Here is a 23,704-nt window from a genome sequence, read left to right as displayed (position 1 = left end):
ACCCCTTCGGACGTACTTCGTGCGCAACTCGTACGGTAAATGTACGCAGTCTGTACGGTTGTCGGGGGTAGGGTGGTTCTCTGGAGGTGCTGCATGTCCGAGTTGTTCGATGCGGTTGATGCGTTGGTTGCGTCTCGCTCGCCGTTGCCGCCTGCGGTTGAGCGTAAGCGGCTGCGTACCGCGCATGGCCTGACGTTGGAGGAGGTTGCTGCCGCGTTGCAGGTGCGCCGGGCGACGGTGTCGGGCTGGGAGTCGTTGACGAAGCCGACCGAGCCTCGGGGTGCGGAGCGTGAGGCGTATGCGCGGATGCTGCGGCAGCTCGCGGAGCTCTACCCCGCCCTGGAGGAGCCGGCCGCCCCGGCGCCCACCTCTGTCACTGCTGCGCCCGCCCCGGTGCCGCCCGCTTCGGCGCAGGCGCGTCCTGTGTCCACCGGTCCGGCACCCGAGGTTGCGGCCAGGACCGCAACCGAGCACCCCCAGACCCCTATTGCCCCCGCTGCTGCTTCGCAGGCCGCGCCGCGTTCGTCGCGCACCGCCGGGCCGCCGTCGACGTCGCGTCGTCCGGCCGTACGGAAGGCGGCCCCGGCCGGCAGTCCGGCCGCGGATACCGACCCGCGGTTCGAGAACGGGCCGCTGGCGGTCGTCGACGTCGACGCCGACGGGCAGGCGCTGGCGTACTGCACCGGCGGCCTGATCCTGGACGTGTCCGCCAAGTCCCTGCCGTCCCTGGTGGACTGGACGCTGAAGGAAGCGAAGCTCGGTCAGTCGAGGCTGGCCGGGCCGGGCAAGGACGGCGACCCGCTGCTCGTCCTCACCAAAGCCGCGCTGGAGCGCTACGGCCTGCCCGTCACCCTCGCCGACGACGAGCGCCTCGCCGGACGGATCCCGGAGAACCACAAGGTCGTCAGGCAACTGGTGCGCGCGGAGTGGCAGCTGACCAAGCGCGGGTTCGGGCCGTGGGCGCGGATCTACCGCCCCGCGCAGGGCTCGGACCGCCAGTGCGTGCAACTGTGCATTCCGTCCTGGCACGCGCTGGGCACCCGGCACTGGGGCGAGGTGGGGCAGCTCCCGCCAGCCGAACTCGCCCGCGTCCTGGGCATGTTCGCCTCCCGGGTGATGACGCCCCGCGGATCCACTGCCGTGACCGGCCTGGAGCTGATGACCGCGCTGCACCCGCCGACCCGGGCCTCCGACCCGGACGCCGACGGCAAGCGGCACCCCGAACACAACCCCGGCAGCCTGGGCAGGGACCCGGTCGACCCGGCGCCGTGCGAGGCCCCCGACGGCCACCCCCTCCTCAAGGACCTGCCGCGCTTCCATGTCCGGGGACCGGCGGAGAAGCTGTTCGAGGAGGCCTACGACTGGGCGCGGCCGCTCACCGACGCCGAATGCATGCAGCGGCACCTGGTCGGCATCGACGTCAACATGGCCTTCGCCGCCGGCGCCAACGGCCTGACCGTCGGCCTCGGCGCGCCCACGCACGTCACGGCGCCGGTGTTCGACGCGAAGCTGCCCGGCTCCTGGCTGGTCGACCTCAGCCATGTGGACCTGTCGAGGGTGAAGGTCGGCAAGGACAAGTGGGCAGAGCTGGACGCGAGTCTGCTGCCCAGCCCGTTCACCCCGAAAGGCGACCGGCCCCAGGGCCCGGCCTGGTACGCGACCCCGACTGTCGCCTACGCGGCGGAACTCGGCTACGACGTCGCGCCGGTCGAGGCCAACGTGCGGTACGAGAACGGCCGCTACCTGGACGGCTGGTACAACCGGCTGCGCGACGCCTACCTCGCCACGATGGCCGACCTCGGCATCGGCGCCGACCTGTCGCCGGCCGACTTCCTGATGGCGATGGACGGCTACAAGGACCGGGATCCGGAGCTGGCGATCGTCGTCTCGGCCATCAAGGCGACGGTGAAGGGCGGCCTGGGCAAGCTGCGCGAGCGCCCGCGCGGGGAGGGCTGGCGGCCGGGCGAGCCGTGGCGTGCGCTGTCGCGTCCGACGTGGCGGCCGGACATCCGTGCGGCGGTCATCTCCCGCACCCGGATCAACCTGCACCGCAAGATCGTCAAGCATGCGGCGTTCACCGGCCAGTACCCGGTCGCGGTCCTGTCCGACTGCGTCGTCTACGCGTCCGACGGGCCGTCGCCGCTGGACTTCCTGCCTTACCGGGACGGCAAGCCGCTGCCCGGCGGCTTCAAGCTCGGCATCAACCCCGGCCTGGTCAAGCACGAGGGCACCCAGCCCGTCCTGTGGGGTGAAGAGGTCCGCGAACGGTTCGACGCACCGGAGCTCAACCTCGCCCGGTACATCAAGGACGGCACCGTCACCGACGCCGACAACGGCGAATAGGGGAGTAGGCAGGCGATGAGCATGTTCGGGGACGGCCTGGACGCCGCAGTAGAGAAGGCGTTCACCCGACCGGCGCCCAAGACCGCACCCGCGCAGATGCGCTACCTGGTCAAGCAGTTGGGCGGCACCAAGGCGGTCGCCCAGATGCTGCGGATCTCCCAGCGCACCGTCGAACGGTACGTGAAAGACCAGATCAAAAAGCCCCGCCCGGACCTCGCCGCACGCCTGGAACGCGAGGTGAAAGCCCGCTGGCAGCCCCAGATTCGGGCCAAGGCCAGGGCTAAGGCGGCGAGTACAGGCGGCATCGTCATCGACGCCCGCGCCCGCATGGGCTACACCGCACCGATCGGATCCACCGACCAGGACCGCATCCGGCACCTGACCGTCGCCCTGCCCCCGCAGTACGCTGCCCGCCTCTTCAACGCTCAAGAAGCTGGCGCCAGCGAGCACGAGCTCCAGGAGATCGCGGCCGAAGCGCTCAAGGAGGTGTACTTCCAGGACGGCGGCCGCCGCGCTGGCAGTCTGGAGGAGGTCCGCTTCACCGATGTGGAGCACCTCGAGTTCGACCTGTAGCCCGTGCCGAACACGAACAGCCTGTGAGTCCCCGCACCTCGTTCGGACTCGTCCGCAAGCGGTTCTCGCAGCCAGTTCAGGCATAGCCAAGACACCGCTGCCGGCCCTCGGCTAGACCGCTTCTTCTGGATCACCCTGCTGACCAGATGAAGATGGCTGCGACGTGGAGTGCGGCGAGGTAGATGGTGGCGGTCTTGTCGTAGCGGGTAGCCAGGCCGCGCCATTGCTTGAGCTTGTTGATGCAGCGCTCGACGGTGTTTCGCTGCTTGTAAGCGGCGCGGTCGAAGGCCGGAGGCCGTCCGCCGCGGTTGCCGAGCCCCTTACGGTTCGCGGCCTGGTCGGCTGGCTGCGGGATCACCGCCCGGATCCCGCGGCGACGCAGATGGGTGCGGATCGCGCGGGACGAGTACGCCTTGTCGGCCAGGATCACGTCCGGTGTCGTTCGTGGTCTGCCGAGTGGTCTGGGCACCCGGATGCCTGCCATGACGTCTCAAACGCGGGTGCGTCACCGGACTGGCCCGGGGTGAGGACGAAAGCCAAGGGCCGGCAGCGGCTGTCGGCGGCGAGGTGGATCTTGGTTGTCAGGCCGCCGCGCGAGCGTCCGAGGGCATGGTGGTCAGGCTCGTCGGCTGGGGCCCCTTTGGGCGGGCCCCAGCCGCGTGCTGGTGGGCGCGGACGACGGTGGAGTCGACGGCGACGACCCAGTCGAGGTCGCCGTCAGTGTCGGCTTGGGCGAGCAGGGTGGTGAACAGGTTGTAGACGCCCTTCCACGAACCGAAGCGTTTGGGAAGGTCCATCCAGGGGCTCCCGGTGCGGTACTTGAATGCGATCGCGTCGATCACCTGCCGGTGATCACGCCACCGCCCACCCCGCCGAGGTGTCCGGTCCGGCAGCAACGGCTCGATGCGTACCCACTGGGCGTCAGTCAACGACACACCCGGACCAACGATCAGACGATCGGAAGGCTACTGCTCAACTGCCTTGGCGCTGTTCACGCTCTCGAAACCGTCGCACATGCCTGGCGTACTGCCCGGCCCGCGACCTCTGAGCGCGATCGATCGAAAGCACTTGAGGATCAGCCGCGCGCTCGTACAACTCGACTTCGAAGGGGTCCGCGTCCACCTCGACAAGCCGTGCCAGCGCGTCCCGATCCTGCTCAGCCGTCGGACGCACGCGAACCTCGTCCCTCCACACCTGACCGCTCGCTTCGGCTTCGTCCACCTCGCCAATATATGTGCGGGCAGGCGGCGAACGGGCTCCTCCGAACCAAGATCCGAAAGAGACAGCCTAGATGCGTTGGTCGGGTAGCCCGAGCCCAGCAAGGGGCTCGGGCTACCCGACCAACACACTCAGAGGGCGTGTTGCGAAAGTGCCGTCGGCCGTCTGTCTCCTGTTCCTCTCCGCTACGTCCGGTCCAGCGCCGCGAAGACGGCCAGGCACAGGGTGAGGCTCGCGGCGAACGCGATGCCGCAGCGGGACAGGGCCGTCGGCACCGCGGCTCCCTCCCAGCGGGCGAGGGCGAAGGCGATCGCCGCGGTGACGACGGAAAAGAGGACGGCCACCGCCAGCGCGAGGAGCAGGAACGCCGGGAAGGTGTGTTTCATGAGGGCACCGCCTGAGTCGTGTGGTGTCGATGACGAATTACGACGATCCCCGGGCGGCACCGCAGGTGGGACGGTTGGATGTTTCTCCGGTGACAACAGGGGGTTGTCCGGTGAACAAACCATGGGGGAGAACGAGTGGCCGGCGAGAGGAAGCGGGCGGGGCGGCCCTGGGGACTGGCCCGGGGCTCGTGCGTCGAGATCAACCAGCTGGTGGCGGTGGTGCGGTCCTGGCTCGACGAATCGGGGGTTTCCGTTGGGGAGTTGCACGCACGGCTCACTGCCGAGCACTTCGTCGCCAAGGCGGTGCCCGAGTTACGCCGGTTGCGTGACCAGCTGTCCGGTGAGTCGCTGAAGTGGGATCTCGTCGAGGCCGTGGCCGACGTGTGTTTTCCTCACGAGCAGGCCGACCCTTCCCTGCGACGCCTCGCAGAGGCGAGGACGCTGTGGGACCGGGCGGGGACGAACCCCACAGCGATCACGGAGGCGCAGGAACGTGTGCCCGCCCGGGAGTTGCTGGAGGCCAAGGACCGCACCATCGAGGTTCTCCAGGAGATGCAGCGCGTCCGGCAGGCCTACGAGGCCGGCGAGCACGGGCGGCAACAGGCCCTGTCAATCGCCACGGTGCTGTTCGTCATGCTCGGTCAGGCCCAGGCGAAGGTCGTCGAACTGAGGCGTCGGCTCGACTCGCTGGAGTCGGTGGCGGCTGAACTCCCGGGCGGCCAGGGGGTGGTGGAGCTTCTGTCCCGGGCGCAACGGCAGGAGACGGACCTACGCGAACAGTTGGTTCGTGCCGAGCGGGAGCGGGGCATCGCCCAGCAGGTCGCTGACCACGCGGCACGGCGAATCCACGAGCTGGAGGCGGAGCTGGCCGAGTTGCGGCTCCGCATGGGGGAGGATGACGGGCCCTCCCGGACGCAGGAGCCGGAGCCGGAGCCGCTGCTGTCCGGACCCGATCTGTACGCGCTCAGCCCCGACGATGCCGCGCTCAACGACGTGGACCGTGCGCTGGAGAAGGCGCGTGCCGCCCTTGACGAGGGGCACGAGGCCGTTCAGCAGGCCGCCGACGATGTGGGTTACTGGTCGTCGTCCTCGACTGCCTCGGCTTCTGCGGCGGATGCCGGGGTCTCCGTGCCCGGACAGGCTCGGCAGAACCTGGGACGACAAGCCTTCGGGTTGTCCGGAACAACCCCGGACAACCCGCCGACCAGCCAGGAGACATCCTTCCCCCGCGCTCGAATCCCCATGGTCTCCGGTCGCCGACCTCCAGGGCGATATGTCCGAGGCGGTCCGCCGGATCACGGAGGGAAGGAACCCGGAGGACATCGTGACGCGGCTGTGCCGGGCCGTCGTGCCTACCGTCGCTGATGCGGTCATGGTCTATCTGCGGGACCCGATCCCGGTGGGCGATGAAGGACACCTGGGTCCGCTGGTGCTGCGGCTGCAACAGGTGTATCCGCTTCACTCCGGAGGGGGTGCCGCGTTGTGCGAGGTACGCCCCGGCAGCGCGCTCTTCGAAGTACTGAACGGGGCACTGCCGGTCGCCACCGACTCGCCGGTCGGCGGCGCCGCGCTGTCGGAACTGCTCGGTGAGGGGCATGAACCCGGCGGAGGCCACACCGTCCTCGTGCCCCTGCACGGTCGCAGGCGGATCATCGGCACGGCGGTCCTCCTGCGCCACCCCTCCGGGCAAGCCTTCCAGGAAGCCGATCTGTCGGTCGCCGCCGAGTTCGCCCTCCGCAGCGCGCTCGCCATCGACAAGAGTCACAATCTGCAGGCCGCGGTCCAGGGTCTCCATCTCGCCCGCAGCTTGGCGGACACGCTGCAGACCGTCGCCGACGGTGTGGTCACCGGGCTCGGCTACGAGCTGGCGTGTGTCAATCTCGTACGCCCCGACGGCGATCTCGTCGTCGCCGCTCTCGCCGGCAACTCCGCGGCCGAGGCCCTCATCACCGGCCGCGTCGGCTCCCGCACGTCCTGGGAGCGCCGGCTCACGATGGGCGAGGCCTGGGGCGACCTGCGGTTCATACCGCACACCGAGGGCTGGGTCCTGGAGGAGGACGACGTGCCGCAGTGGTACACCGACGGTCCCGCGCCCCGCTTCGAGGACGAGTGGCACCCCGCCGACCGCCTCTTCGCACCCATGTACAACCGGAGTGCTTCCGGTTCCTCTCGCGATGAGCTGCTCGGTGTGATCTCCGTAGACTGGCCCCTCACCCGTCGCCGTCCCAGGCCGGACGAGCGCCGGGACCTGGAGGAGTATGCCTTCCAGGCCGCCATCGCGATCAGCAACGCGCGTCTACGTGCCAATATGCAGCGCTCACTTGTCCGGCTGGAGCGGGAGCAACAGGCCCTGCGCGCCAGCGAGGAGAGCTTCCGGCAGGCCTTCGAGTACGCCCCCTCCGGCATGGCCATCGCCGAGATGGGCGGCGACCACCACGGCCACATCCTCCGGACGAACGACGCGCTGTGCCGCATGCTCGGCCGACCCGCCTCCGCCATGCGCCGCTACACGTTCTCCGACCTCGTCCACCCCGAGGACATCGGCACCCTGCTCCGCACCGGCGCCGAGGGCGGGCACGCGGAACTGCGCCTCGGGCGCCGCGACGGAACCTACCTGTGGGTCTCGATGCGCAACAGCGTGGTCGCGGACGCCAACGACGGCCCCCGCTTCCTGCTCACTCACATCGAGGACATCGAGAAGCGCAAGCGCCGCGAGTTCGACCTCGCCCACCGCGCTTCGCACGACGATCTCACCGGCCTGCCGAACTCCGCCGAGCTGCACGCCCGTATCGACGCCCGGCTCTGTGCTGGGACCGACACCGTCGTGGAGGGAGTCGACGGCCCCTACCTCGGCCACGCAGACCAGGCCGCGACCCACTACCCCCACGTGTGGGCGCCCGGGGGCGACAACCCCCGTGGCCTGGCCGTGATCTTCTTCGCCCTCCGCGACTTCAAGGAGATCAACACCCGTTTCGGGCACGACGCGGGGGACGGCGTCCTCGTCGAGGTCGCCCGGCGGCTCAGTCAGGCCGTACGCGACGGCGACACGGTCGCCCGATACGGCGGTGACGAGTTCGTCGTCCTCGCCGCCGAACTCGGCCCCGCTGACGCGCAGACCGCCGCGGTGTGGATGCAGTCCCAGATCCACCTGCCGATCCCCCTGGGCGACCAGGCCGTGCGCATGCACGCAGGTATCGGCATCGCATGGGCCCAGTGTGGGACGGCTCCTGGTGACATCCTGCGGGCGGCCCGTGGGGCCGCGTCGTGAGCGCAGGTTGCGTCGGACGGAAACGGAGTCGTACGGCGTGCCGGGCGTCGGAGTGGCGGCGAAGTGACCCTTGAGGAAGCGCTGGATCCCCGAATGTGAAACGGGCAAGTATGCGGTGCCCCCGACGCAGCAGGCGAGAAGCCGAGCTGCGTCGGCGGCCTGGTCCTGGACGTATCGGCGAAGCCGATTCCGGCCTTGGCCGCCTCACTACGCCGCCCGCCTCTTCGACGCCCAAGAGGCCGGCGCCAGCGAACGTGAGCTCAAGGAGATCGCGGCCGAAGCGCTCAGGGAGGTCTACTTCCAGGACGGAGGCCGCCGCGCCGGAAGCCTCAAAGAAGTCCGCTTCTGCCCGAAGGCGCCGAGATCGAATCGGCGCAGTCTCTCTTGGAGATCGAGGGTCACGGCCGTCGGCTGCAAGTGGCGTGTGCTGAGATCGAGCGCTTGCTGCTGGAGCTCACTGACCTGCAGACCTGGGCAGAGGGCATTGACCGGCTGCTGGAGAAGACTGAAAGCCGCTCACCGGACCTGCACCATCCGGCAGTACGGGTACGGCCCAATGGGGTCAGGACCGCTCCCGTACTCCGCCCGCCACCAGGGCGAATCCGAGAATGATTACGACGCGATGCGCGGCCTAGTCGCCCAAAAGATGCGGAGCGCGTGCCTCAGGCCCAGTCGAGGCCGAGTTCCCGTAGTGCGTCCTGCTGCTCCTGGGTGAGTTTGTTGCGCCGGGTTTTGGTGTTGGAGATCCATACGCCCAGCTTCACGGCCACCGGGTCCGCCTCGCCGTCGACCGTGATTTCCTCGCTGTGGCCGCGGGGCACAGGCCGACCCGCGCCTTCCCTCTCTACCCATTGCGTGAGGGCGGTCAGGCCGCGTTGGAATGCCTGTTGTGCCTTGCTCCGGCCCTTCGATGGTGTGGCCGCGGGGGCGGGAGGCGACGTCTCAGCGGGCGTGATACCCAGCCTGGTCAGCCGCTCCTGCTGCTCTTCTGACAGCAGTTTCCAGGTGCTTGCCTCGCGTTGCCGTGCGAGCCATCGTCCGATGTCGTCGCCGTCGAAGGTGACGCCGGGTGCGATGTCGGGCAGGTGGCCGTCGGCGTCGACCAGGTCGGCAAGCACCCGGTGGTGGCGTTGCCAGTCCAGCGGCCAGGGGCAATTCCAGTCTTCATCGATCGCCGTCAGCTGCGCGGCCCGCACCGCAGCGCGCTTGGGGTCCTTCCCGAGGCCGCCTTTCCTTCGGAGGTTGGCCATGTGCTGTCCGATGGGCATCATCGCCTCGCATTCGCCCCAGATCGCGTCCTGGCGGGGTGCGAGGTGGCCGGTGGCGCGCTGGTAGGAGCGGAGCGCGGCGAGCTTGTTCTCCCAGGCTTCCTCGCCCGGTTCCCAGACCATCCCGGCCTCCGGCAAGTCGAGCAGCGTCTTGCGCCGTTCCTCCAGCTCCCCGGCCCGCAGGGCCTTGCGCTGTTGGTGCACCCACCTTCCGAGGGGGAAGTCCTTGGTGACCCCGACTTCGACTTCGGCGTCGTAGGGCACGGGGTAGACGCCGGTGATTTCGTTCTCCTTCCGCCATCGGAGCAGGGCTTGGTAGCCCTCGAGCCACACCAGCGACTCGGGCCGGTAGACCCGGGTCCGTAGGAACGCGGCGATGGTCGCGGCGTCCCGTGGAGAGGAGAAGTGCAGCAGGGCCGACTCGGTGCCGTCCTGCTCCTGGTCCTCGCCGGCACCCTCGCCGCTGGCCCCGACGATCCGCCCGTTCTCATCGCGTTGCACGTGGACTGTGCGCTTGCCGCTGGTGAGCGCGCGGGAGGCGAGCTGCTCGACCAGGCGCTCATCGTGCGAGCGCAGGCCCTGGAGCACGGCCACGAGCGGCTTGAAGCTGGCCGAGGCGACCATGTCGGTCGGGTCCTCGCCCGGCTCCAGGAACACCGGCACGATGATCCTGGCCACCTTCGTGGAGCCGTCCCTGTTGAGCCGCAGCGCGCGGCCGATGTTCTGCACGATCTCCACCTGCGAGCCGCGGGTGTCGGCGAAGCAGACGGCTTCGACTCCTCGCTCGCCGGTGATGTCGACGCCCTCGCCCAGGACCCGCACGCTGGCCAGGAACGCCCGGTGCACGCGCTTGTTGTCGGCGTCGATGCCGTCTGCGAACTGGCGCAGGACCTCTCGGCGTTCGGTGACGAGGTGGTCGCCGCACAGCCATGCCGCCCATACTCGGTCCGGCGGCACGTGGCGGCCGGCCTCGAGTTCGTAGTACTCCGCGTCGATGGAGGACTTCGGCAGCTTGTCAGCAGCGGCCAGGTCATCGCCCGTGGCGTCGTTGGCGTACAGCTCGGCTGCGGTCTCGGGGAGCTTGTCCGCGAAGGCGGCGGCCTCTTCCACCTTCTGGTGGAAGGTCATGACCGTACGCAGGTTGTACGCCGCCGCGTGCTCCAAAAGTGCGGTCTGCAGGAGCGCCAGACGCCGGCCGCGCCGCGCCTCATCCGACTCTCCGAGGATCGGCGAGGGGTCCCGGATCTCCAGCACGTCGATCTCGAACCCGGCGAGGATCTCCCGCTCGATCGCCTCGCTCAGACCGAGTTCGGCGAGCCACGTGCCGTACGTGCCGTCCGGGTTGTCCGCCATGCTCGCGATCTCCACCTCGCCGTCCGCACCCTTCTGCGGCCGGGGCGCGGCGAGAATGCGCGGTGTGGCGGTGAGGTAGAGCCGGAAGGCGGCGGGGATCCGCTGGTTGTCGTGGATTGCCGCCCAAGGTCGCCCGAGGTCACCGGCGGTGCCGTGGGCTTCGTCCACGATGGCGAGGTCGAAGCCCGCCATGCGCTGGTGTCGGTTATTCGTGTAGTTGAGACACATCTATCTTCATGACCTGCAACATCTCAACTGCACTCATAGGAATTGAGGTTGAGTCATCTGAGTGGTTGAACTGCTCTGAGGGGATGCAAGGGCTCCTGAGGCTCTCGGCGACAAGCCTGTGAACTGGGATGCCGCATCCCTATCGAGAATGTCTCAACTCTACGAATAATTTCTTGGGATTGGGGTTCTGTAGGGTGCGGAAGAGTTGATCTTGGTTTGGGAGGGTGGGGAGCCGCTCCTAGTGCCGCATCAGCGAACCTTCGCCCCGTCGGAGTGAGCGTTCGGTTCGGACGCTGGGCCGGTGTGCAACTGAGCGGTCACTGGCCGCGGGTCCTTCCGGCTCCAAAACCGTGTGCAAACTATCCGGAGGGGCCTTTACCCTCCGGGCATGGATCTTCGCGAAGAACTTCCGAGTGACAGACAGGCCGTGCGGGATGTTCACCTGCAGGCTTTCGGTGACCACGGCCTTGTCGTGGCCGACCTGGTCGATACCCTGCGGGAGACCATCACACCCGAGGACGGTCTCTCGCTGGTCGCCGAGCACGACGGGCAGGTCGTCGGGCATGTCATGTTCACCCGCAGTCTTCTCGATGCCCCTCGCCGGCTGGTTGACGTGCAAGTCCTCAGTCCGCTGGCAGTGATGCCTGACCTCCATAAGCGGGGTATCGGCTCGGCCCTGGTCCGACACGGACTGGGGGTCCTCGCCGAGCGGGCTGTTCCCCTCGTCTTCCTGGAGGGTGATCCGGGCTATTACTCGCGTTTCGGCTTCGCGCCCGGTGGTGGCCTGGGCTTTCGAAAGCCATCCCTGCGTATCCCGGACGGTGCCTTTCAGGTCATCAGGTTCCCGGAGCATGAGCCATGGATGACGGGGACACTGGTCTATGCAGAGCCGTTCTGGCGGCATGATGCAGTCGGCCTGCGTGACCCCAACGCATAGTGACACGAGCGCCGATACCCGTGTTGTGACGTGACGCGCCGTTTGGATGCTGGTCCGGACGGCGCGGTGTCGCCAGGCTGTGCGGGTGGCAGAACGAGTACGCGTCCGCGATATCGATGATGACGAGGGGCGGCGCCTGCTGCGGATCATCCGCAGAGGCACCGGGTCGGTGGTGACCTGGCGGCGGGCGCAGATGGTGCTGCTGTCCGCGCAGGGCATGCACGTGGCGAAGATCGCCGAGGTGACGTTCACCAGCGCGGACCGGGTTCGGGACGTGATCCACAACTTCAACGCTGACGGCTTCGAGGCGCTCTACCCGAAGTACAAGGGTGGCCGGCCCAGGACGTTCACCCTGCCCGAGCGGCGCGACATCAAGAAGATCGCCAAGTCCAAGCCTGCCGAGCACGGCCTGCCGTTTTCGACCTGGAGCCTGGCCAAGCTGGCCGACTTCCTGGTCGCCGAGGGGGTGGTCGACGACATCAGCCACGAGGGCCTGCGGGTCCTGCTCCGCGAGGAGGGCGTGTCCTTTCAACGCATAAAGACCTGGAAGACCTCCCGCGACCCGGACTATGCCGCCAAGAAGGCCCGCGTCGAGCACCTCTACGCGATCGCCGACGGCGAGGTCATACCCGAGGACGGCGAACCGGAAGTTATCTTCTGCCTGGACGAGTTCGGCCCGCTCAACCTCCAGCCCCATCCCGGACGACAGTGGGCCGAGCGCGGCGGACGGCACAAGGACCCCGACCGGGAGCCGAGACCCCGTCGCCGGGCTACCTACACCCGCCCGCACGGGGTCCGGCACCTGTTCGCCGCCTACGACCTGGCCCAGGACAAGCTCTACGGCCACATCAAGCCGAAGAAGAACCGGGCGAGGTTCCTTCAGTTCTGCCGCTACCTGCGCAGCCTCTACCCGTCGGACATCCGGATCGCGATCGTGCTCGACAACTTCTCCCCGCACCTGACCACGAAGAAGGACTCCCGGGTCGGCGACTGGGCCGCAGCCAACAACGTCGAGTTCGCCTACACACCGACCAACAGTTCCTGGCTGAACCGCATCGAGGCCCAGTTCACCGCCCTGCGCTACTTCGCCCTGGACGGCACGGACCACGCCAGCCACAGAGAGCAGGGCAGCATGATCCGCCGCTACATCAGCTGGCGGAACAAGCACGCCGCCGACGAACGGCTACGTGAAGTGGTCGACAGGGCAAACGTTGCCTGATGCGGCACTAGAGCGGGCAGGCGGAGGCCAGGAGTAAGCCGGCGTTCGTCAAAGTGCACCCGAGCGGGGTGTTGTATCTCCGTAGTTGGCGAGGGCGGCGTCCCAGAAGTGGTGGCGGCTCGCCATGCACGGCCGTCCTGCTGGCACTGTCGGATTTAGGGTGGCTGCGGCAGTTGCGACCGGCCACACCCGTGTGGCATCCGACGCAGGCGATTCGTCTCCGAACCGCCCCGGCTGTCAGGGGCTCAAGGGGCCGAGACCTGGGAAAAGTCTCACGGCTAGGCCCAGCACCCGTCGATCCGCAGCGCTTTCGCCACCGCAGCGGAAACACCCACCAGGTGATCACAAACCGGAGGAGAGGGCGGGTGCGCGCCTGCGGGCAGGAGACGGTTCGCGACCGGCGCCGCAGGCATCACGACGGTGCACGTGCAGCGCGCCGGGTCGGTCTCGCCCCGGCGCGCACAAAAGGCCAGCGACCGGGTGTGAGGGCCCATTACGCTCCTTGAATGTCTGACAAGCGGCCTCCGGGCACGTTGGGTGTTGACCTGCGCAGGCCGGGACTTCGTCCCTGTGGGCTGTGCGGTGAGGTGCGCGGGATGACGAAGGCGCATGTGCCGCCGCAGGTAGCTGGCAACCGGGGCAAGGTGACCAGTGCAACCGTTCGGGTCCACAACAACGTACGCAGTATCGGCCGACTCGACGCGGGCGGCATGTGGATGCGCGGACTTTGCGGCGACTGCAACAGTCTCGCAGGACTGAACTACGACAGCGCTTATGGCGACTTCGCCAAGGCTCTGGACACCTACCAGCGGGCGCGCTCGCTCCTGTACCTTCCGCGGGCTGCCCCAGCGCCGCCCGTACGCGTCGCACCAGGCCGGGTCGCCCGGTCGATCCTGATCGGGATGTTCGCCACCACTCCACAGCTACGGGTGATGTTCCCGGGACTCGCCGTCGACCTTCGCGAGCGCCGCTCTCACATTGCGCTGCCCGACGGAGCCTCGCTGCGCATGGCCCTGTATCCCCTGAGGTGGACACGCCTGGCCAGCATGTTCAACAACTACCGGGTGCTGGGGCGCAGGCTGTACTACAACGTGTTCTCCGAGGTCTACTTCCGCCCGCTGGCGTGGGCCCTGATACCCAGCGACCGTGGGTACGACGAGCACATGGGCGAGTCCGTCTTCGACAACCTCGGATGGGCAACCGTGGACGACTGGCTCCAGTACGGCGACGACGTCACAGCGGTCGATCTACGCGACCTCTGCCGCCGCGGCGTTCCCCACGTGCGTCACCCGCTGACCGGGCGGGAACAGGACAACTGGGTCCAGCTCTTCAGCGACGAGATCACGGCCATCATCGAGGGCGAAATTCCAGAGTGACGAGCTGAGAGCGGGGGAGGTCGCAGTCCCAAGTCTGGGAAGGCACCACGGTGGTCTCCGCTGAGGGCGCTGGATAATGGTGGCCACTCTCGATCCACCTGCGTCCCACCGACCGCCGGGTGTGATACCCCGGCTCCCAAGCCCGCTTGATGGCTGGCAGAACAACGGGTGAATCGCCAGCTTGGTGTATTCCGTCCGCCCTGATCGGGTGACCCACATTGTCGAGCAGGGGGTTGGCCCGGCGGGCTGACCCCCTGGTGCATCAGATCCCTCTGGCCTCGCGCCAGACCTTGAGCTGTGCGGTGATCTTCGAGTCCGTGCGGAGCTTGTCGGGGGTGCCTGTGAAGGACCGGACCAGCTCAAGCATGACGCGGTCTCCCCGCTCGGTGAGCTTGGGCGCCACGAGCTCCACCAGCTCGACCCACTTCGCCTGAGACAGCGTGGCATCCAGCTTCGGGATGATGGACCGGAAGGCGAAGGACCGGAGCGCGTAGGCGGCCTGCGGACCGTCGAACCGCTTGATGAGCTCGATGTAGTACGGCTCTGCGTTCCAAGCGACGCCGTAGCCGTTGGTCAGGAAGACGTTCACGAGCGTGGCGACGTAGGGGGCTGTCAGGAGCTTGGGCACCTCGCCGTGGCGGCCGACGACGTCGCGGAGGCGCCGCGCGACCGGCGGCTCGTTGTAGAAGTTGTTCGTCCCCTGGTGCGCGCGCGTAAGGTCGTCCAAGGCCTCCTGGATCTCGACGAGCCGGTCGGACTCAGGAAGGTAGGCCGCGCCGCCGTCGACCAGCTCCAGGAGCTCCTTGGCCCGGTCAGCCCGGTCCTTGTCCGCGTTGGCCCGGAAGCGCGCGAGCTTCACTCCGAGCTCGCGGCGGGTGTCCTCGCTGATGAACGGCCAGAGCTCGGGCCAGAGCAGCCGGACGTTGTCCAGGACGTGCGGGTCAGCCGTGGGCGGCGTGTAGATCCCGAAGAGGCCGTTGGCCAGGTTGTTCGCCTGCTCCTGCGGGAGTCCGTCGAAGAAGGTGGCCGCATTCTTCAGCTCGGTGTCGGCGAGTGCTGCGGCCTTGACGTTGTGGAGAAGCCTTCCGATCTCCGCGACGACGGGTCGGGTCTTGAGCTGCATGACTTCCCGGATGCAGGTCTGCAGCCAGTCGGCGAGCTTCAGGCCCGTCAGCTTCTCCACGTTCGGATGCGCGGCGCTCGCGTGGTTGCGCATGTAGTTGATGTGGGTCAGCTGCTGGTGAGCGACGTCGCTGACGAGCTGGATCTTCTTGGCAGCGTCCAGCAGCGCTGCGTCGTTGATCTTCGAGAGGTCGTCACGGGTCTGCAGGGACGCCCGGCGGGCCGGGTCGGCCTCGGCGAGGTCGAAGAAGTAGGCCACGTCGAAATCCGCGACCCGGTCCCGCAACTGGGTGATCGTCTCGTCCCAGAGGTAGCTCAGGGCGGCGTCGAACAGGCCGGCCGCCCCAGCGATGATCATTCTGGAGATGTAGGGCGACCGCGCCAACTGCTCGGCGTCGAGTTCGTTGAGGATGTCCGGGGTGTTCTTGAGCAGGACGTGGCGGTCGCCGGGGCTGACGATGATGCTGTCGGTCGGCAGGCCCCACTCATCGAGCACCGTGAGCATGAACTCTTCGAACGCCACCAGGTCGGCGCGTGCCGCGCTCACCAGATCCTTCCGCTCAACGGATGCGGGCAGGTTCTGCGGGGCGTCAGCGTTCATGGAATGTCCTTCACGGGGTTTGAGGTAGCTCTTCCGGGGGCCATCGGCGGCAGCAGCAGCCGGAAGCGAACCTCCCCCCGGTGAGGCCCTTCGAGAGTACCTGTCCGAGATCTCCGCGGACGCAGTATTACCTTGGGTGGCAACGCAGTTGGCGTGTTCCCGGAGAGGGAGCCGATCTAGGGATTCCGGCCAGGATCCTGGTCGTCGGGCTGCTCGTTCGCCACCTGGAACATGCCGACCGTCTGCTGGACCGCTATCTCACCGAGCCGGTGATTTGGCACCTGGAGTTCGCACGCCTCGTCCACGAAGCGAGCGGCTTGAAGGCAGCCGAAGACGGACTGACGGCACCCGAGCGCCGACGCTGGTCGCTGCCGGGAGGCAGCCATGACGATGGTGCTGCGCGCCGACGATCAGCGAACGGACGAGTTGCGACTGATCGGGCAACGGCTTGTCGCAACAGGGCGCGTCGGCCCCTGCGGGCCCAAGCCGGTGAAGTGAGCGGGTCCGGGCCGGAATGGCCCCGAACCGGCGTCACCACACATCGATCACCTGGCGAGGACCGCGCCGTCCACGCTTTGGAGGGATTCCCCGACAAAGGCTGGGAGGCGTCAAGGGCCAGTCCCGCTCACGCTCTTGGGGCGCCTCGCCGACCGGCGGGGTGGGCCCGGATGTGCCGACCTGACGAGCTGGCCTCCCTGCCACCCGGAATTGGAAATTAGTAACAAATGGCATGAGGGGCACCGAACCTACAGGAATGGCTGAAGTAATGATTATTTTGGATATTCGTAGTTTCAACTGCTGCTACTCGGAAGGGCGTCAGGCGGCTCATTGCACGCGGGACGCCTCCCTGGCCCCTAGTCGATGAACATCGACCGGGCCATGCAGGGCCTCGGACTCACGAAATCTTGTGGCGAGAGCGCGTGAGCCGAGGTCTCCTCCAACCGCCGGTGTCGCCGGAGGCGGTTGTCTCTCCGATGGCACCGGCGGGTCGGACTGGCCCCCGACCCTGAAGGATGTTTCCCATGCACCGTCCGCAACTGGTTGAACGTACACGCGGAATCTCGCAGTCCGCTGTGCGGGGCGCCAGGCATGCGATGGACGCGGTCCGCCGGGCGATCGCGGCCATCGATATCTGGATTCAAGATCATTACTGGTTTGTCGTGATCAGCCTGCTGCTGGTTCTCGGCACCGGAACGGGACTGCTGCTGGAGTGGCGGTGGGCGGAGGTCACCGAGTTCGCGCGGCAGATCGCTCCCGTGCTGACAACAGTGTCGATCATCGCCAGCACGCTGCTGAGCGTCCTGGCCTGGTTCCGCAGGCGCCGTCACAGGCGCGTCGCCGCGCAAGCGCCGACGAACTCCGCTGGCAGCAGCGGTAGTTGATGGGACGCCGCAGCGAACACCCGGAGCGCCTGCTGCCTGCCGATGAAGGCAGGCAGCAGGCCTTCGGCCTGCCCAGGGAGATGCTGGAGCTCTACCAGGAGTTGCAACCCCGACTGCGCCGACAGGTGCGTTGGCATCTGGGGCCCTCCTGGGAGAGCGACGACGTCGAGCATGTACTGCAGGATGCCTGGGAGAAGGCCGCGGAAGCCTGGACCAGCAGCTCGCATGATTACCGGGCGAGGCAGTGCGTGCGACAGACCGTCGGATACGCCATCCTCGAAGCGCTCAGCCGGCTTCAGGGGCAGCCACCTCCCTCCGCTCCCGGTGCGTCCCCCTCCACGCAGACACGCGTCTGCGCACTGCGCCGCCTGCCTTCCGCCCGGCGCCTTGAGGTCGCCGTGTGCTGGGTTTTGGAGGTGACGAGCCAGATCCTCGGACAGCGTCAAGCCGAGACGATGGATGCCGAACGGTCCTTCCGCGACCTCGGTCTCGTCACCGCAGACGTCCACCAGCTACGAGAGCAGCTCACGCACATCACCGGACTAGTACTAGAGCCGTCGTCGATGAGTGCATCCTCCACGCCGATGTCTGTGGCGCACCACCTCCTTGAGCGCCTGACGACCGTCGAAGGCGACCTTCCCAGGGAAACCGGCCAATTCGATGCGTTCTACAGAGACTTCCATCCCCGGCTTCGCCGGTACGCCAGCCGCATTCTGGGATCAGGGCACAGCAGCGATGTAGACGATGTGATGCAGACGGTCTGGATCGCTGTGCTGGGGAACTGGGGCCGCATCCGGCAGATGGAGTACGTCGAGGCCTACCTCTTCAAGATCACTCGCAACGAAAGCATGAAGATCCGGCAGGCCACCATACGGCGATACAGATTCGCCTCTCCCACCGAGGACATCCGGCTGATGATGTTCGCTGAGCACAGCTTGCGGCTGCAGCCGGACGACTTCGACCAGGTGCTCCAGGAGGAATGGCTCAGCCGCTGCATCTCTGAGCAGATCGCGCCTCACCTGTCCCAGCAACAGCTCGCCATCTTGCTCCTGGCAGCTGCCGGACACGACAACGACCTCATAGCTGATGCGCTGGGCGTTGCTCCGGCCACGATTCGTGTGCAGCGCTACCGGTTGCGCAGCAAGCTGCAGACGGCGTTACCCCGTGCCTTCTGGAGCAACGGATAGTGCACTGAGGCCCTCGGCAGCCCAAGCTGGGCTGCCGAGGGCCTCAGCATGCAGGAGTCTGGCGCCCCTATCCTTTGGCGAGAGCGGGGAGCGCCAGACCCTCCTCCAACCAGTGGCTGGAGTCGAGGCAGGCACTGAAGCGGCTGCCTGTCTCATTGTTCATAAGTGCTGCAGCACACTGAACCGTTTACACCCACAGCGAAAAGTTGGGAATCTCGGTGGCACACCGCCATACAGGCTCTCGAAGCGTGCCTCGGCTGCCGTTGGACAGGCCGCATGCTATGGACAGTTGTCACAGGCCAGACCCTGTGCGAGGGACACTAAGAGGTCGTCGCATCTGGCTGGCTGTTCGAGCGGTGCCGGAGACGCCGTGGCGGCCGCAGGGTCGTGGCCGACGTCGACACGGTGATCGGGATGTTCTGGCGGCGACGTTGTTCACAGCGACGTCGGGCTGTACGTGGCAGCAGCTGCCCGCGGCATCATCCGGACCATCCGGTGCAACGGCCCACCGCCGGTTCACCGAGTAGACGAAGGTCAGATTGGGGGGCCAAGCTCCACCGCCTCGTCCCTGTCGCGGCGGCTCGGACGACACTGCTGGACCACCAAATGGGCCATGCCCTGGCCGGCCACCTGCCGCCGACCCCACCCCGCCACGAACGCAAGGCCGAGCACTACCTCGCCTTCTCTAGCTTCGCGAGCACCCTCATCTGCTACCGCAGACTCGGGACGATTACTGGGCACAGCGCGGACCGGAGGCTTCGAACTTTGAGAGGGCGGAACGACGGGTAGCCCGGAGAAGGTGTTTGGGGCGAAGAGCCTCGTCACAGAGCGCCGCCCGTCCTGCTGCAGGACCGGCTTCTCAGTGATCTGCCGCAAGACTGAAGGGGGTGGGCCCCGCCCGAACGGGCGGGGCCCACCCCCTTCAATAATGGGTTTTCCTGATCGAGCATCAGCGAGCACCCGGAGCAGAGCACCGCATAGACGCCAGGTCAGGGCGAAACGCCCACCTTGTGCTCGCGCTAGGCGAAAGCCTGGTCGTACTCGTGCCGTGACCACTTCGTCACCTGACTGACCTGCTCGCCGGCAGGGATACCGCCCGATGCCGGCATCACAGGCATGGCACGGTTCTGTGCCTTCTCGCCCTTGTGTCCGTGCGAGGTGCGCGATCGCTCCGACAACATCATGTTCTCCACGATCAGGGGCACCATCAACAACAGGAGCGCCCTGGCCATGATGCAGAGCTGTCCTACCGTCGGCAGCGCGAAGTAGTACCGGTCGTATGCCGATTGGAGCGGCACGATCCGTGTGAGATAGGTATCGGCGTCGAACTTGTTCACGGTCAGCCACGTTCGTAGCTCGGGACTGACAGGTCCCGTCAGGCCCGGTCGATACGCGAAGACCCACCGGCAGGACTGCGGATACCGAATGGCCAGGGAAGGGTTCTCGGGCTTCGGGCCGACGAGGGTGAGATCTCCATTGAAAAGATTCCACAGCCGTGGCAGCTGCTCGATTCCCGACCTTATCAGGAAGAGATCCGAATGTGTCGCTGGTGCCCCGCTCTCACTGGCGTGCACGTTGAACTTATAGCGCATGAAAACGCGCCCACCCTGACCGACCCGTGGCTGCCGCTCCAGGGCATCCCTTCCCTTGCTCTTGACCAAGAGGTAGCCGATCGCCAGGGGGATACTCATGCTTGCCATCGAAACAACCGAAAAAGCGATGTCGATGACCCGCATGAGAGGCGGCAGCTTAACGCTTCCCACGCCTTTGGCCAAGATTTCCATACGCTCGCGCCACCATGGCTCGAACTGGGAGTGAATCGCTCCGGCCCGGTCCTGGCGACGCTTAAAGGAGCGGCGGAGATTTGAGGAAACCGCCCCGGCGGTCATGCCGGCTCCGGCGAAAATCAGGACCCTCGCGATGTCATTGATCGCGTTCAAGTGCGGTGCTACGGTGAAATACATCACCATGAAGACAATCCAGAGGGAAATGATATCCCCCAGGAGTGACACTCCCATCTCCGCAACGGTGCGAAGAGGAGACCTCTTCTTTCTTACTTCTGCCTCGCGCGGAGGAGAACTGGCGAGAACTCCCTGATGCGCTGCGATGGCGTTACGGCGTGCGACTTCGATCTTCGCCTGGAGGAGAAGCTCATCCACCTCCTGCTCCGTGGCGAGATAGCTCGTGGCCTCATGGAGGCGCGCCTCGTAGGCGTTTACGCGGTCTGCTTCTTCCTCCGTCAGCCCGGCCTCGCTCCGCTCGGCCGACCCCACCACACCGTCTCCGGAATCCCACATCCAATTCTTCATTTCTGCTTCCCCTCGGCATCCCCCGCTGACCTAGCCAGCTCCGGATATTCCTTTCCGAGTGCGGTAGCCAGCTTCTTCCTTGCGTGACGAAGATTCGAGCGCACCGTAGCCGGGGACATGCCCAACTGCCTGGCGATTTCTTGTGGCTCGAACCCGTCGATATTCCAAGCCATCACCCGCCGCTGGTTGCCTACCAGGTGATTCTCGACAAAATTAACAACGAATTCCCACTCTTCAAGCGGGCTGCGCAGTACATAGGAATCATCTGATCCGCGACGTGCAATGAAATCATTACGCGCCGACAGATCGGCCTTGTTTTCCTTTATGTCGCTGCGCAGAAAATGGTGCGCTGCCGCCTTGCGGCACCAGGGGCGTGGCGCCTGCACGGTGTACCAATTCTGCAGCAGATCGATGAGAGCGGACTGCGCTGCATCTTTGGCTTCCTCGTGAGTGCCACCCAAAAAAATCACATGTCTCGTCAGAGGGGAGAACTCGGAGCGATAGAAATCGTCATACTTCTTTTGCTCGTCGTCCGTGAGAGGCTGAATCTTCTTCCTGGTGCGCCGGCGGCCCTGCTTCGGGAAAATGGCCGCGCTCTTGGGTACTACCTCCTGCCCGGGCGGCACGTCGCTGCCGCCGTCCGGGCCACGCGTCCCCCTAGGCCACCGCACGAGACATCCCTGTCCCAGTCCGCTTCACGTTCATGCCTACGAGGGGCGACGACATCGCCGAACGTGCAATCAGGGACCAAGATCTTTTGTCTCGCCCGCGATGAGCGGCCGCCGGATCCGTCCCCAGCCCGGCCCGTCAGGACCACTGATCGGCACCTTGACCAGGTGCTCCCGCAGTCGCGGGTATGAAAGGGACGGAGGCCGCTGCCGGAGGGCGGGTTCACCGGACAGGAACGGGATTTCAGCTCGGCTGACGTCCGTCAGCGGCCCTCGGCGCGCGGAAAGCCGCCACGGGTGACGCCGTCGTAGACCGCTCCCGACGCAGAGATACGGCCGCCTTGGCGGGGTGGCCTGCCGCGGCCGGCTTGCTCCTACGGAGTGCGCACGGGCCAGTTCCGATTTTGGATGATCTTGATGACCAGATGTGCGGCGGTGTTGTCGAGATGCTGGATGTGGGCTTGGCCGTGGTTCGGCGGCTTCGCTGCCGGAGCCGAACAGAGGCCCCGGAGACCGGATTCGGCCGCGGCGTGGACAGTCCCTGCGTCCATGCGGCTTTCCAACAGAGCGACACGCAGGGCCAGGAGGCGTCCGTCCGGCCTGCGCAGGTGCGGCGGCAAGGGCTGTTCGCGTCACACTGGTGGCACGGGAAGAGAACCGACGGCTTGCTGCGGGGTGGGGGATCTAAGGGCGCAGTTCTCGTGCTCCCCATGGGCCCAGATTCCGGAGGGCGTATCGCGCCGGTAGGGCAGCTGTCGCACGGGCGCGGAGCCGGTGGATAGATGGGGGAGGGCGCCAGCTAAGTATGCCCCAGTCCGTTCTATGTGCGACCGATGATCAGCCATGATGCGCCTGCCCGCCGTCTCGGCAGGCAGAGCGGCACTGCGAGCTCGCTGCGGCGGGATATGGGTTGCGTTGCTTCGAAACCCTGCCCTCCCGCACGAACGCGTATCGGGCAGGCAGGGGCCCTGAGGAAGGTGACCCGTGCCGGTGCATTCGGCGGACATGTTGACCAGGGGGTGTCAACAACCCCTAGGGGGCGCGCTGTTGCGCGCGGGAGGCGGCTGCTGGAGAGGTATGCCATATCGGCCTGTTCCCGTATAGCGGCTGCGTTCCAGCAACCGTAACCTTGCCCTTGGTAGCTGTGGGTAGCCTTATGAGCGCTGTTCGTTGTAGACGGACGGAGCGATCCGGCCGTTGCTCTGCGGCAGTGCACAACCGTCCACTAGAGTTGCTGCGCACCATCCGGGCGGATCGGGGGATCGGGGGGAACTGAGTGGTGCATGGGGGGAAACCCTTGTGGCGCAGGAGCAGTAGATGCGGCAACGAGAGCGAGTGCGTGGAGGTCGCGGTGGGACGTGACTTGGTCCTTGCCCGCGATTCGAAGACTCTTGCCCGGCCCGCTTTAATGTTTACCACTGGCGTCTGGTCTGCATTCATGGACGCTGTGAGGGCAGGGGAGTTACCGAAGCCGTGACGTTTTTAACCAGCCAGCGGCAAAGGGGAGGGGGACGGATGGGCGCCGAAGCGTCGGCCGTTCAGTGTCTGGGTCGTAAGACCCGCAGCCGGTCTGCGGCGGTGGGCGGAGCCATCACTTTCACCCTCGCCGTCGGTCTTGTCGCCACGCTGGCAGCATCTGCAGCGTCCATGGTGGTAGACAGCGTTGTCTTCAAGAGAGTTCTGTGGGTCTCCGTGGCCATGATCGTGGCGGTCAGTGCCGGTCTGTGGCGCGCTGGCGTGTCTACTACGGTGCCCCCACTGGATTCTGATCGTCTTCCGTACGGCTCTCAGGCGGGTTCGCCGCACTAGCGCGCGTCGTCCGTCGGCGCAGTACTGCCTGCCCCACCCGCCAGGCTGCCGCGCCCAATAGGCTGGCGCCGACGAGGGTCAGAGTGCTCGTGCCAGCCGGCGGCCAGGGCAACTTCAGGCGGGCTGCCTTGTCTATGACGAACAGGGCGCCTGCGACGGCGCCAGCCACGAGGATCATCAGAACTATCAGGCATATCGCTCCCGCAAGAGCGAGTATCTGTAGTTTCTTCGGCCAGTTCAGTTCGGGCAGCCGAGCGTCGTTCTCGGACTGGGCGTTCTCCCTCGCGATCAGGCTCCGCGCCTTCTCAGGATCCTTGATGGCCTGCTCCTCGAGGATTTCGTCGGTCTTGCCGCCCGTTGGATCAGTGTCAACGGGCGTGCTCGTCTGCATCCACTCCAACATGTGCTGCCATATCGGCCTGAAGACCACGCTTCGGCCCTCCCTGCCCCTCGTCAC

Annotated in this window: 19 protein-coding genes and 2 pseudogenes; 12 read left to right on the top strand and 9 right to left on the bottom strand. The window is 66.7% G+C overall.

Annotation, left to right across the window (positions count from 1 at the left end):
- Positions 1–93 precede the first annotated feature (93 nt).
- Together tap and tpg are read left to right on the top strand one after the other, a co-directional pair.
- A complete protein-coding gene (tap, locus tag ACF07B_RS07170; protein WP_392178080.1) occupies positions 94–2,343 on the top strand; it encodes a telomere-associated protein Tap in 2,250 nt (749 codons plus the stop codon).
- Positions 2,344–2,358: 15 nt separating this feature from the next.
- Positions 2,359–2,916, top strand: a complete 558-nt coding sequence (gene tpg / locus ACF07B_RS07165; protein WP_392178079.1) for a telomere-protecting terminal protein Tpg — start codon at positions 2,359–2,361, stop codon at positions 2,914–2,916.
- A 130-nt stretch (positions 2,917–3,046) separates the two neighbouring features.
- On the opposite strand, the pseudogene ACF07B_RS07160 reads toward tpg, so the two are convergent.
- From ACF07B_RS07160 to ACF07B_RS07150, 3 genes and pseudogenes are all read right to left on the bottom strand, one after another.
- Positions 3,047–3,866 (bottom strand): annotated as a pseudogene (locus ACF07B_RS07160) (IS5 family transposase).
- A gap of 22 nt (positions 3,867–3,888) precedes the next feature.
- A complete protein-coding gene (locus ACF07B_RS07155) occupies positions 3,889–4,137 on the bottom strand; it encodes a hypothetical protein (RefSeq protein ID WP_392178078.1) in 249 nt (82 codons plus the stop codon).
- 182 nt (positions 4,138–4,319) lie between these two features.
- Positions 4,320–4,520, bottom strand: coding sequence for a hypothetical protein (locus tag ACF07B_RS07150; protein ID WP_392178077.1), 201 nt, complete (start codon positions 4,518–4,520; stop codon positions 4,320–4,322).
- Positions 4,521–4,655: 135 nt separating this feature from the next.
- Between ACF07B_RS07150 and ACF07B_RS07145 the strand changes: the two genes are divergently transcribed.
- The 3 genes and pseudogenes from ACF07B_RS07145 to ACF07B_RS07135 all read left to right on the top strand — a co-directional run.
- Positions 4,656–5,885, top strand: coding sequence for a hypothetical protein (locus ACF07B_RS07145; protein ID WP_392178076.1), 1,230 nt, complete (start codon positions 4,656–4,658; stop codon positions 5,883–5,885).
- 7 nt (positions 5,886–5,892) lie between these two features.
- Complete coding sequence (locus ACF07B_RS07140) at positions 5,893–7,788, top strand: diguanylate cyclase domain-containing protein (RefSeq protein WP_392178075.1); 1,896 nt, start codon at positions 5,893–5,895, stop codon at positions 7,786–7,788.
- A 199-nt stretch (positions 7,789–7,987) separates the two neighbouring features.
- Positions 7,988–8,134 (top strand): annotated as a pseudogene (locus ACF07B_RS07135) (XRE family transcriptional regulator); the annotation flags it as partial.
- Positions 8,135–8,450: 316 nt separating this feature from the next.
- Here the strand turns inward: ACF07B_RS07135 and ACF07B_RS07130 are convergent.
- Positions 8,451–10,637 carry a Helicase associated domain protein gene (locus ACF07B_RS07130; protein ID WP_392178074.1) on the bottom strand — a complete coding sequence of 729 codons (2,187 nt, stop codon included), beginning with the start codon at positions 10,635–10,637 and terminating at the stop codon, positions 8,451–8,453.
- A 388-nt stretch (positions 10,638–11,025) separates the two neighbouring features.
- On the opposite strand from ACF07B_RS07130, the gene ACF07B_RS07125 reads away from it, so the two are divergent.
- The 3 genes from ACF07B_RS07125 to ACF07B_RS07115 all read left to right on the top strand — a co-directional run bounded on the left by ACF07B_RS07125 (position 11,026) and on the right by ACF07B_RS07115 (position 14,169).
- Positions 11,026–11,574: an N-acetyltransferase gene (locus tag ACF07B_RS07125; RefSeq protein ID WP_326666631.1), complete on the top strand. Its 549-nt coding sequence runs from the start codon at positions 11,026–11,028 to the stop codon at positions 11,572–11,574.
- A gap of 85 nt (positions 11,575–11,659) precedes the next feature.
- A complete protein-coding gene (locus tag ACF07B_RS07120) occupies positions 11,660–12,793 on the top strand; it encodes an IS630 family transposase (RefSeq protein ID WP_392178073.1) in 1,134 nt (377 codons plus the stop codon).
- A 596-nt stretch (positions 12,794–13,389) separates the two neighbouring features.
- Positions 13,390–14,169: a hypothetical protein gene (locus tag ACF07B_RS07115; RefSeq protein ID WP_392178072.1), complete on the top strand. Its 780-nt coding sequence runs from the start codon at positions 13,390–13,392 to the stop codon at positions 14,167–14,169.
- 262 nt (positions 14,170–14,431) lie between these two features.
- Here the strand turns inward: ACF07B_RS07115 and ACF07B_RS07110 are convergent, their stop codons facing one another.
- On the bottom strand, positions 14,432–15,892 hold the full coding sequence (locus ACF07B_RS07110; protein WP_392178071.1) for a hypothetical protein: 1,461 nt from the start codon (positions 15,890–15,892) through the stop codon (positions 14,432–14,434).
- Positions 15,893–16,068: 176 nt separating this feature from the next.
- Entirely contained in the window at positions 16,069–16,278 is a 210-nt protein-coding gene (locus ACF07B_RS07105) for a hypothetical protein (protein WP_392178070.1), read from the bottom strand.
- Positions 16,279–16,914: 636 nt separating this feature from the next.
- Here ACF07B_RS07105 and ACF07B_RS07100 point away from each other — a divergent pair.
- From ACF07B_RS07100 to ACF07B_RS07090, 3 genes are all read left to right on the top strand, one after another.
- Positions 16,915–17,274: a hypothetical protein gene (locus ACF07B_RS07100; protein ID WP_392178069.1), complete on the top strand. Its 360-nt coding sequence runs from the start codon at positions 16,915–16,917 to the stop codon at positions 17,272–17,274.
- The gene (locus ACF07B_RS07095) at positions 17,274–18,461 is read left to right on the top strand and encodes a sigma-70 family RNA polymerase sigma factor (protein ID WP_392178068.1); all 1,188 of its coding nucleotides are present in this window, start codon (positions 17,274–17,276) and stop codon (positions 18,459–18,461) included. Before ACF07B_RS07100 ends, ACF07B_RS07095 begins: the two co-directional genes overlap by 1 nt.
- A 281-nt stretch (positions 18,462–18,742) precedes the next feature.
- Positions 18,743–18,988 (top strand): transposase, encoded by a 246-nt coding sequence (locus tag ACF07B_RS07090; RefSeq protein ID WP_392178067.1) that lies wholly within the window; start codon positions 18,743–18,745, stop codon positions 18,986–18,988.
- Positions 18,989–19,480: 492 nt separating this feature from the next.
- On the opposite strand, the gene ACF07B_RS07085 is transcribed toward ACF07B_RS07090, so the two are convergent.
- Both ACF07B_RS07085 and ACF07B_RS07080 read right to left on the bottom strand, forming a co-directional pair.
- Positions 19,481–20,770 carry a sugar transferase gene (locus ACF07B_RS07085; protein WP_392178066.1) on the bottom strand — a complete coding sequence of 430 codons (1,290 nt, stop codon included), beginning with the start codon at positions 20,768–20,770 and terminating at the stop codon, positions 19,481–19,483.
- A complete protein-coding gene (locus ACF07B_RS07080) occupies positions 20,767–21,396 on the bottom strand; it encodes an RNA polymerase sigma factor (RefSeq protein ID WP_392178065.1) in 630 nt (209 codons plus the stop codon). Before ACF07B_RS07080 ends, ACF07B_RS07085 begins: the two co-directional genes overlap by 4 nt.
- 1,318 nt (positions 21,397–22,714) lie before the next feature.
- Here ACF07B_RS07080 and ACF07B_RS07075 point away from each other — a divergent pair.
- The gene (locus ACF07B_RS07075) at positions 22,715–22,915 is read left to right on the top strand and encodes a DUF397 domain-containing protein (protein ID WP_392178064.1); all 201 of its coding nucleotides are present in this window, start codon (positions 22,715–22,717) and stop codon (positions 22,913–22,915) included.
- 267 nt (positions 22,916–23,182) lie between these two features.
- Here the strand turns inward: ACF07B_RS07075 and ACF07B_RS07070 are convergent, their stop codons facing one another.
- Positions 23,183–23,638, bottom strand: a complete 456-nt coding sequence (locus ACF07B_RS07070) for a hypothetical protein (protein WP_392178063.1) — start codon at positions 23,636–23,638, stop codon at positions 23,183–23,185.
- Positions 23,639–23,704 lie beyond the last annotated feature (66 nt).

Source organism: Streptomyces sp. NPDC015532 (genome assembly GCF_043078065.1).
Classification (GTDB): Bacteria; Actinomycetota; Actinomycetes; order Streptomycetales; family Streptomycetaceae; genus Streptomyces.
Note: the sequence above shows the minus strand (reverse complement) of the source record. Positions and strands in the feature narration are given on the sequence as shown.

Coding starts and splice junctions, on each gene's coding strand:
- tap (WP_392178080.1), top strand. CDS start 94: ATGTCCGAGTTGTTCGATGCGGTTGATGCGTTGGTTGCGTCTCGCTCG.
- tpg (WP_392178079.1), top strand. CDS start 2,359: ATGAGCATGTTCGGGGACGGCCTGGACGCCGCAGTAGAGAAGGCGTTC.
- ACF07B_RS07150 (WP_392178077.1), bottom strand. CDS start 4,520: ATGAAACACACCTTCCCGGCGTTCCTGCTCCTCGCGCTGGCGGTGGCC.
- ACF07B_RS07140 (WP_392178075.1), top strand. CDS start 5,893: ATGGTCTATCTGCGGGACCCGATCCCGGTGGGCGATGAAGGACACCTG.
- ACF07B_RS07130 (WP_392178074.1), bottom strand. CDS start 10,637: ATGTGTCTCAACTACACGAATAACCGACACCAGCGCATGGCGGGCTTC.
- ACF07B_RS07125 (WP_326666631.1), top strand. CDS start 11,026: ATGGATCTTCGCGAAGAACTTCCGAGTGACAGACAGGCCGTGCGGGAT.
- ACF07B_RS07115 (WP_392178072.1), top strand. CDS start 13,390: ATGACGAAGGCGCATGTGCCGCCGCAGGTAGCTGGCAACCGGGGCAAG.
- ACF07B_RS07110 (WP_392178071.1), bottom strand. CDS start 15,892: ATGAACGCTGACGCCCCGCAGAACCTGCCCGCATCCGTTGAGCGGAAG.
- ACF07B_RS07105 (WP_392178070.1), bottom strand. CDS start 16,278: ATGGCTGCCTCCCGGCAGCGACCAGCGTCGGCGCTCGGGTGCCGTCAG.
- ACF07B_RS07100 (WP_392178069.1), top strand. CDS start 16,915: ATGCACCGTCCGCAACTGGTTGAACGTACACGCGGAATCTCGCAGTCC.
- ACF07B_RS07095 (WP_392178068.1), top strand. CDS start 17,274: ATGGGACGCCGCAGCGAACACCCGGAGCGCCTGCTGCCTGCCGATGAA.
- ACF07B_RS07090 (WP_392178067.1), top strand. CDS start 18,743: ATGGACAGTTGTCACAGGCCAGACCCTGTGCGAGGGACACTAAGAGGT.
- ACF07B_RS07085 (WP_392178066.1), bottom strand. CDS start 20,770: ATGAAGAATTGGATGTGGGATTCCGGAGACGGTGTGGTGGGGTCGGCC.
- ACF07B_RS07070 (WP_392178063.1), bottom strand. CDS start 23,638: ATGCAGACGAGCACGCCCGTTGACACTGATCCAACGGGCGGCAAGACC.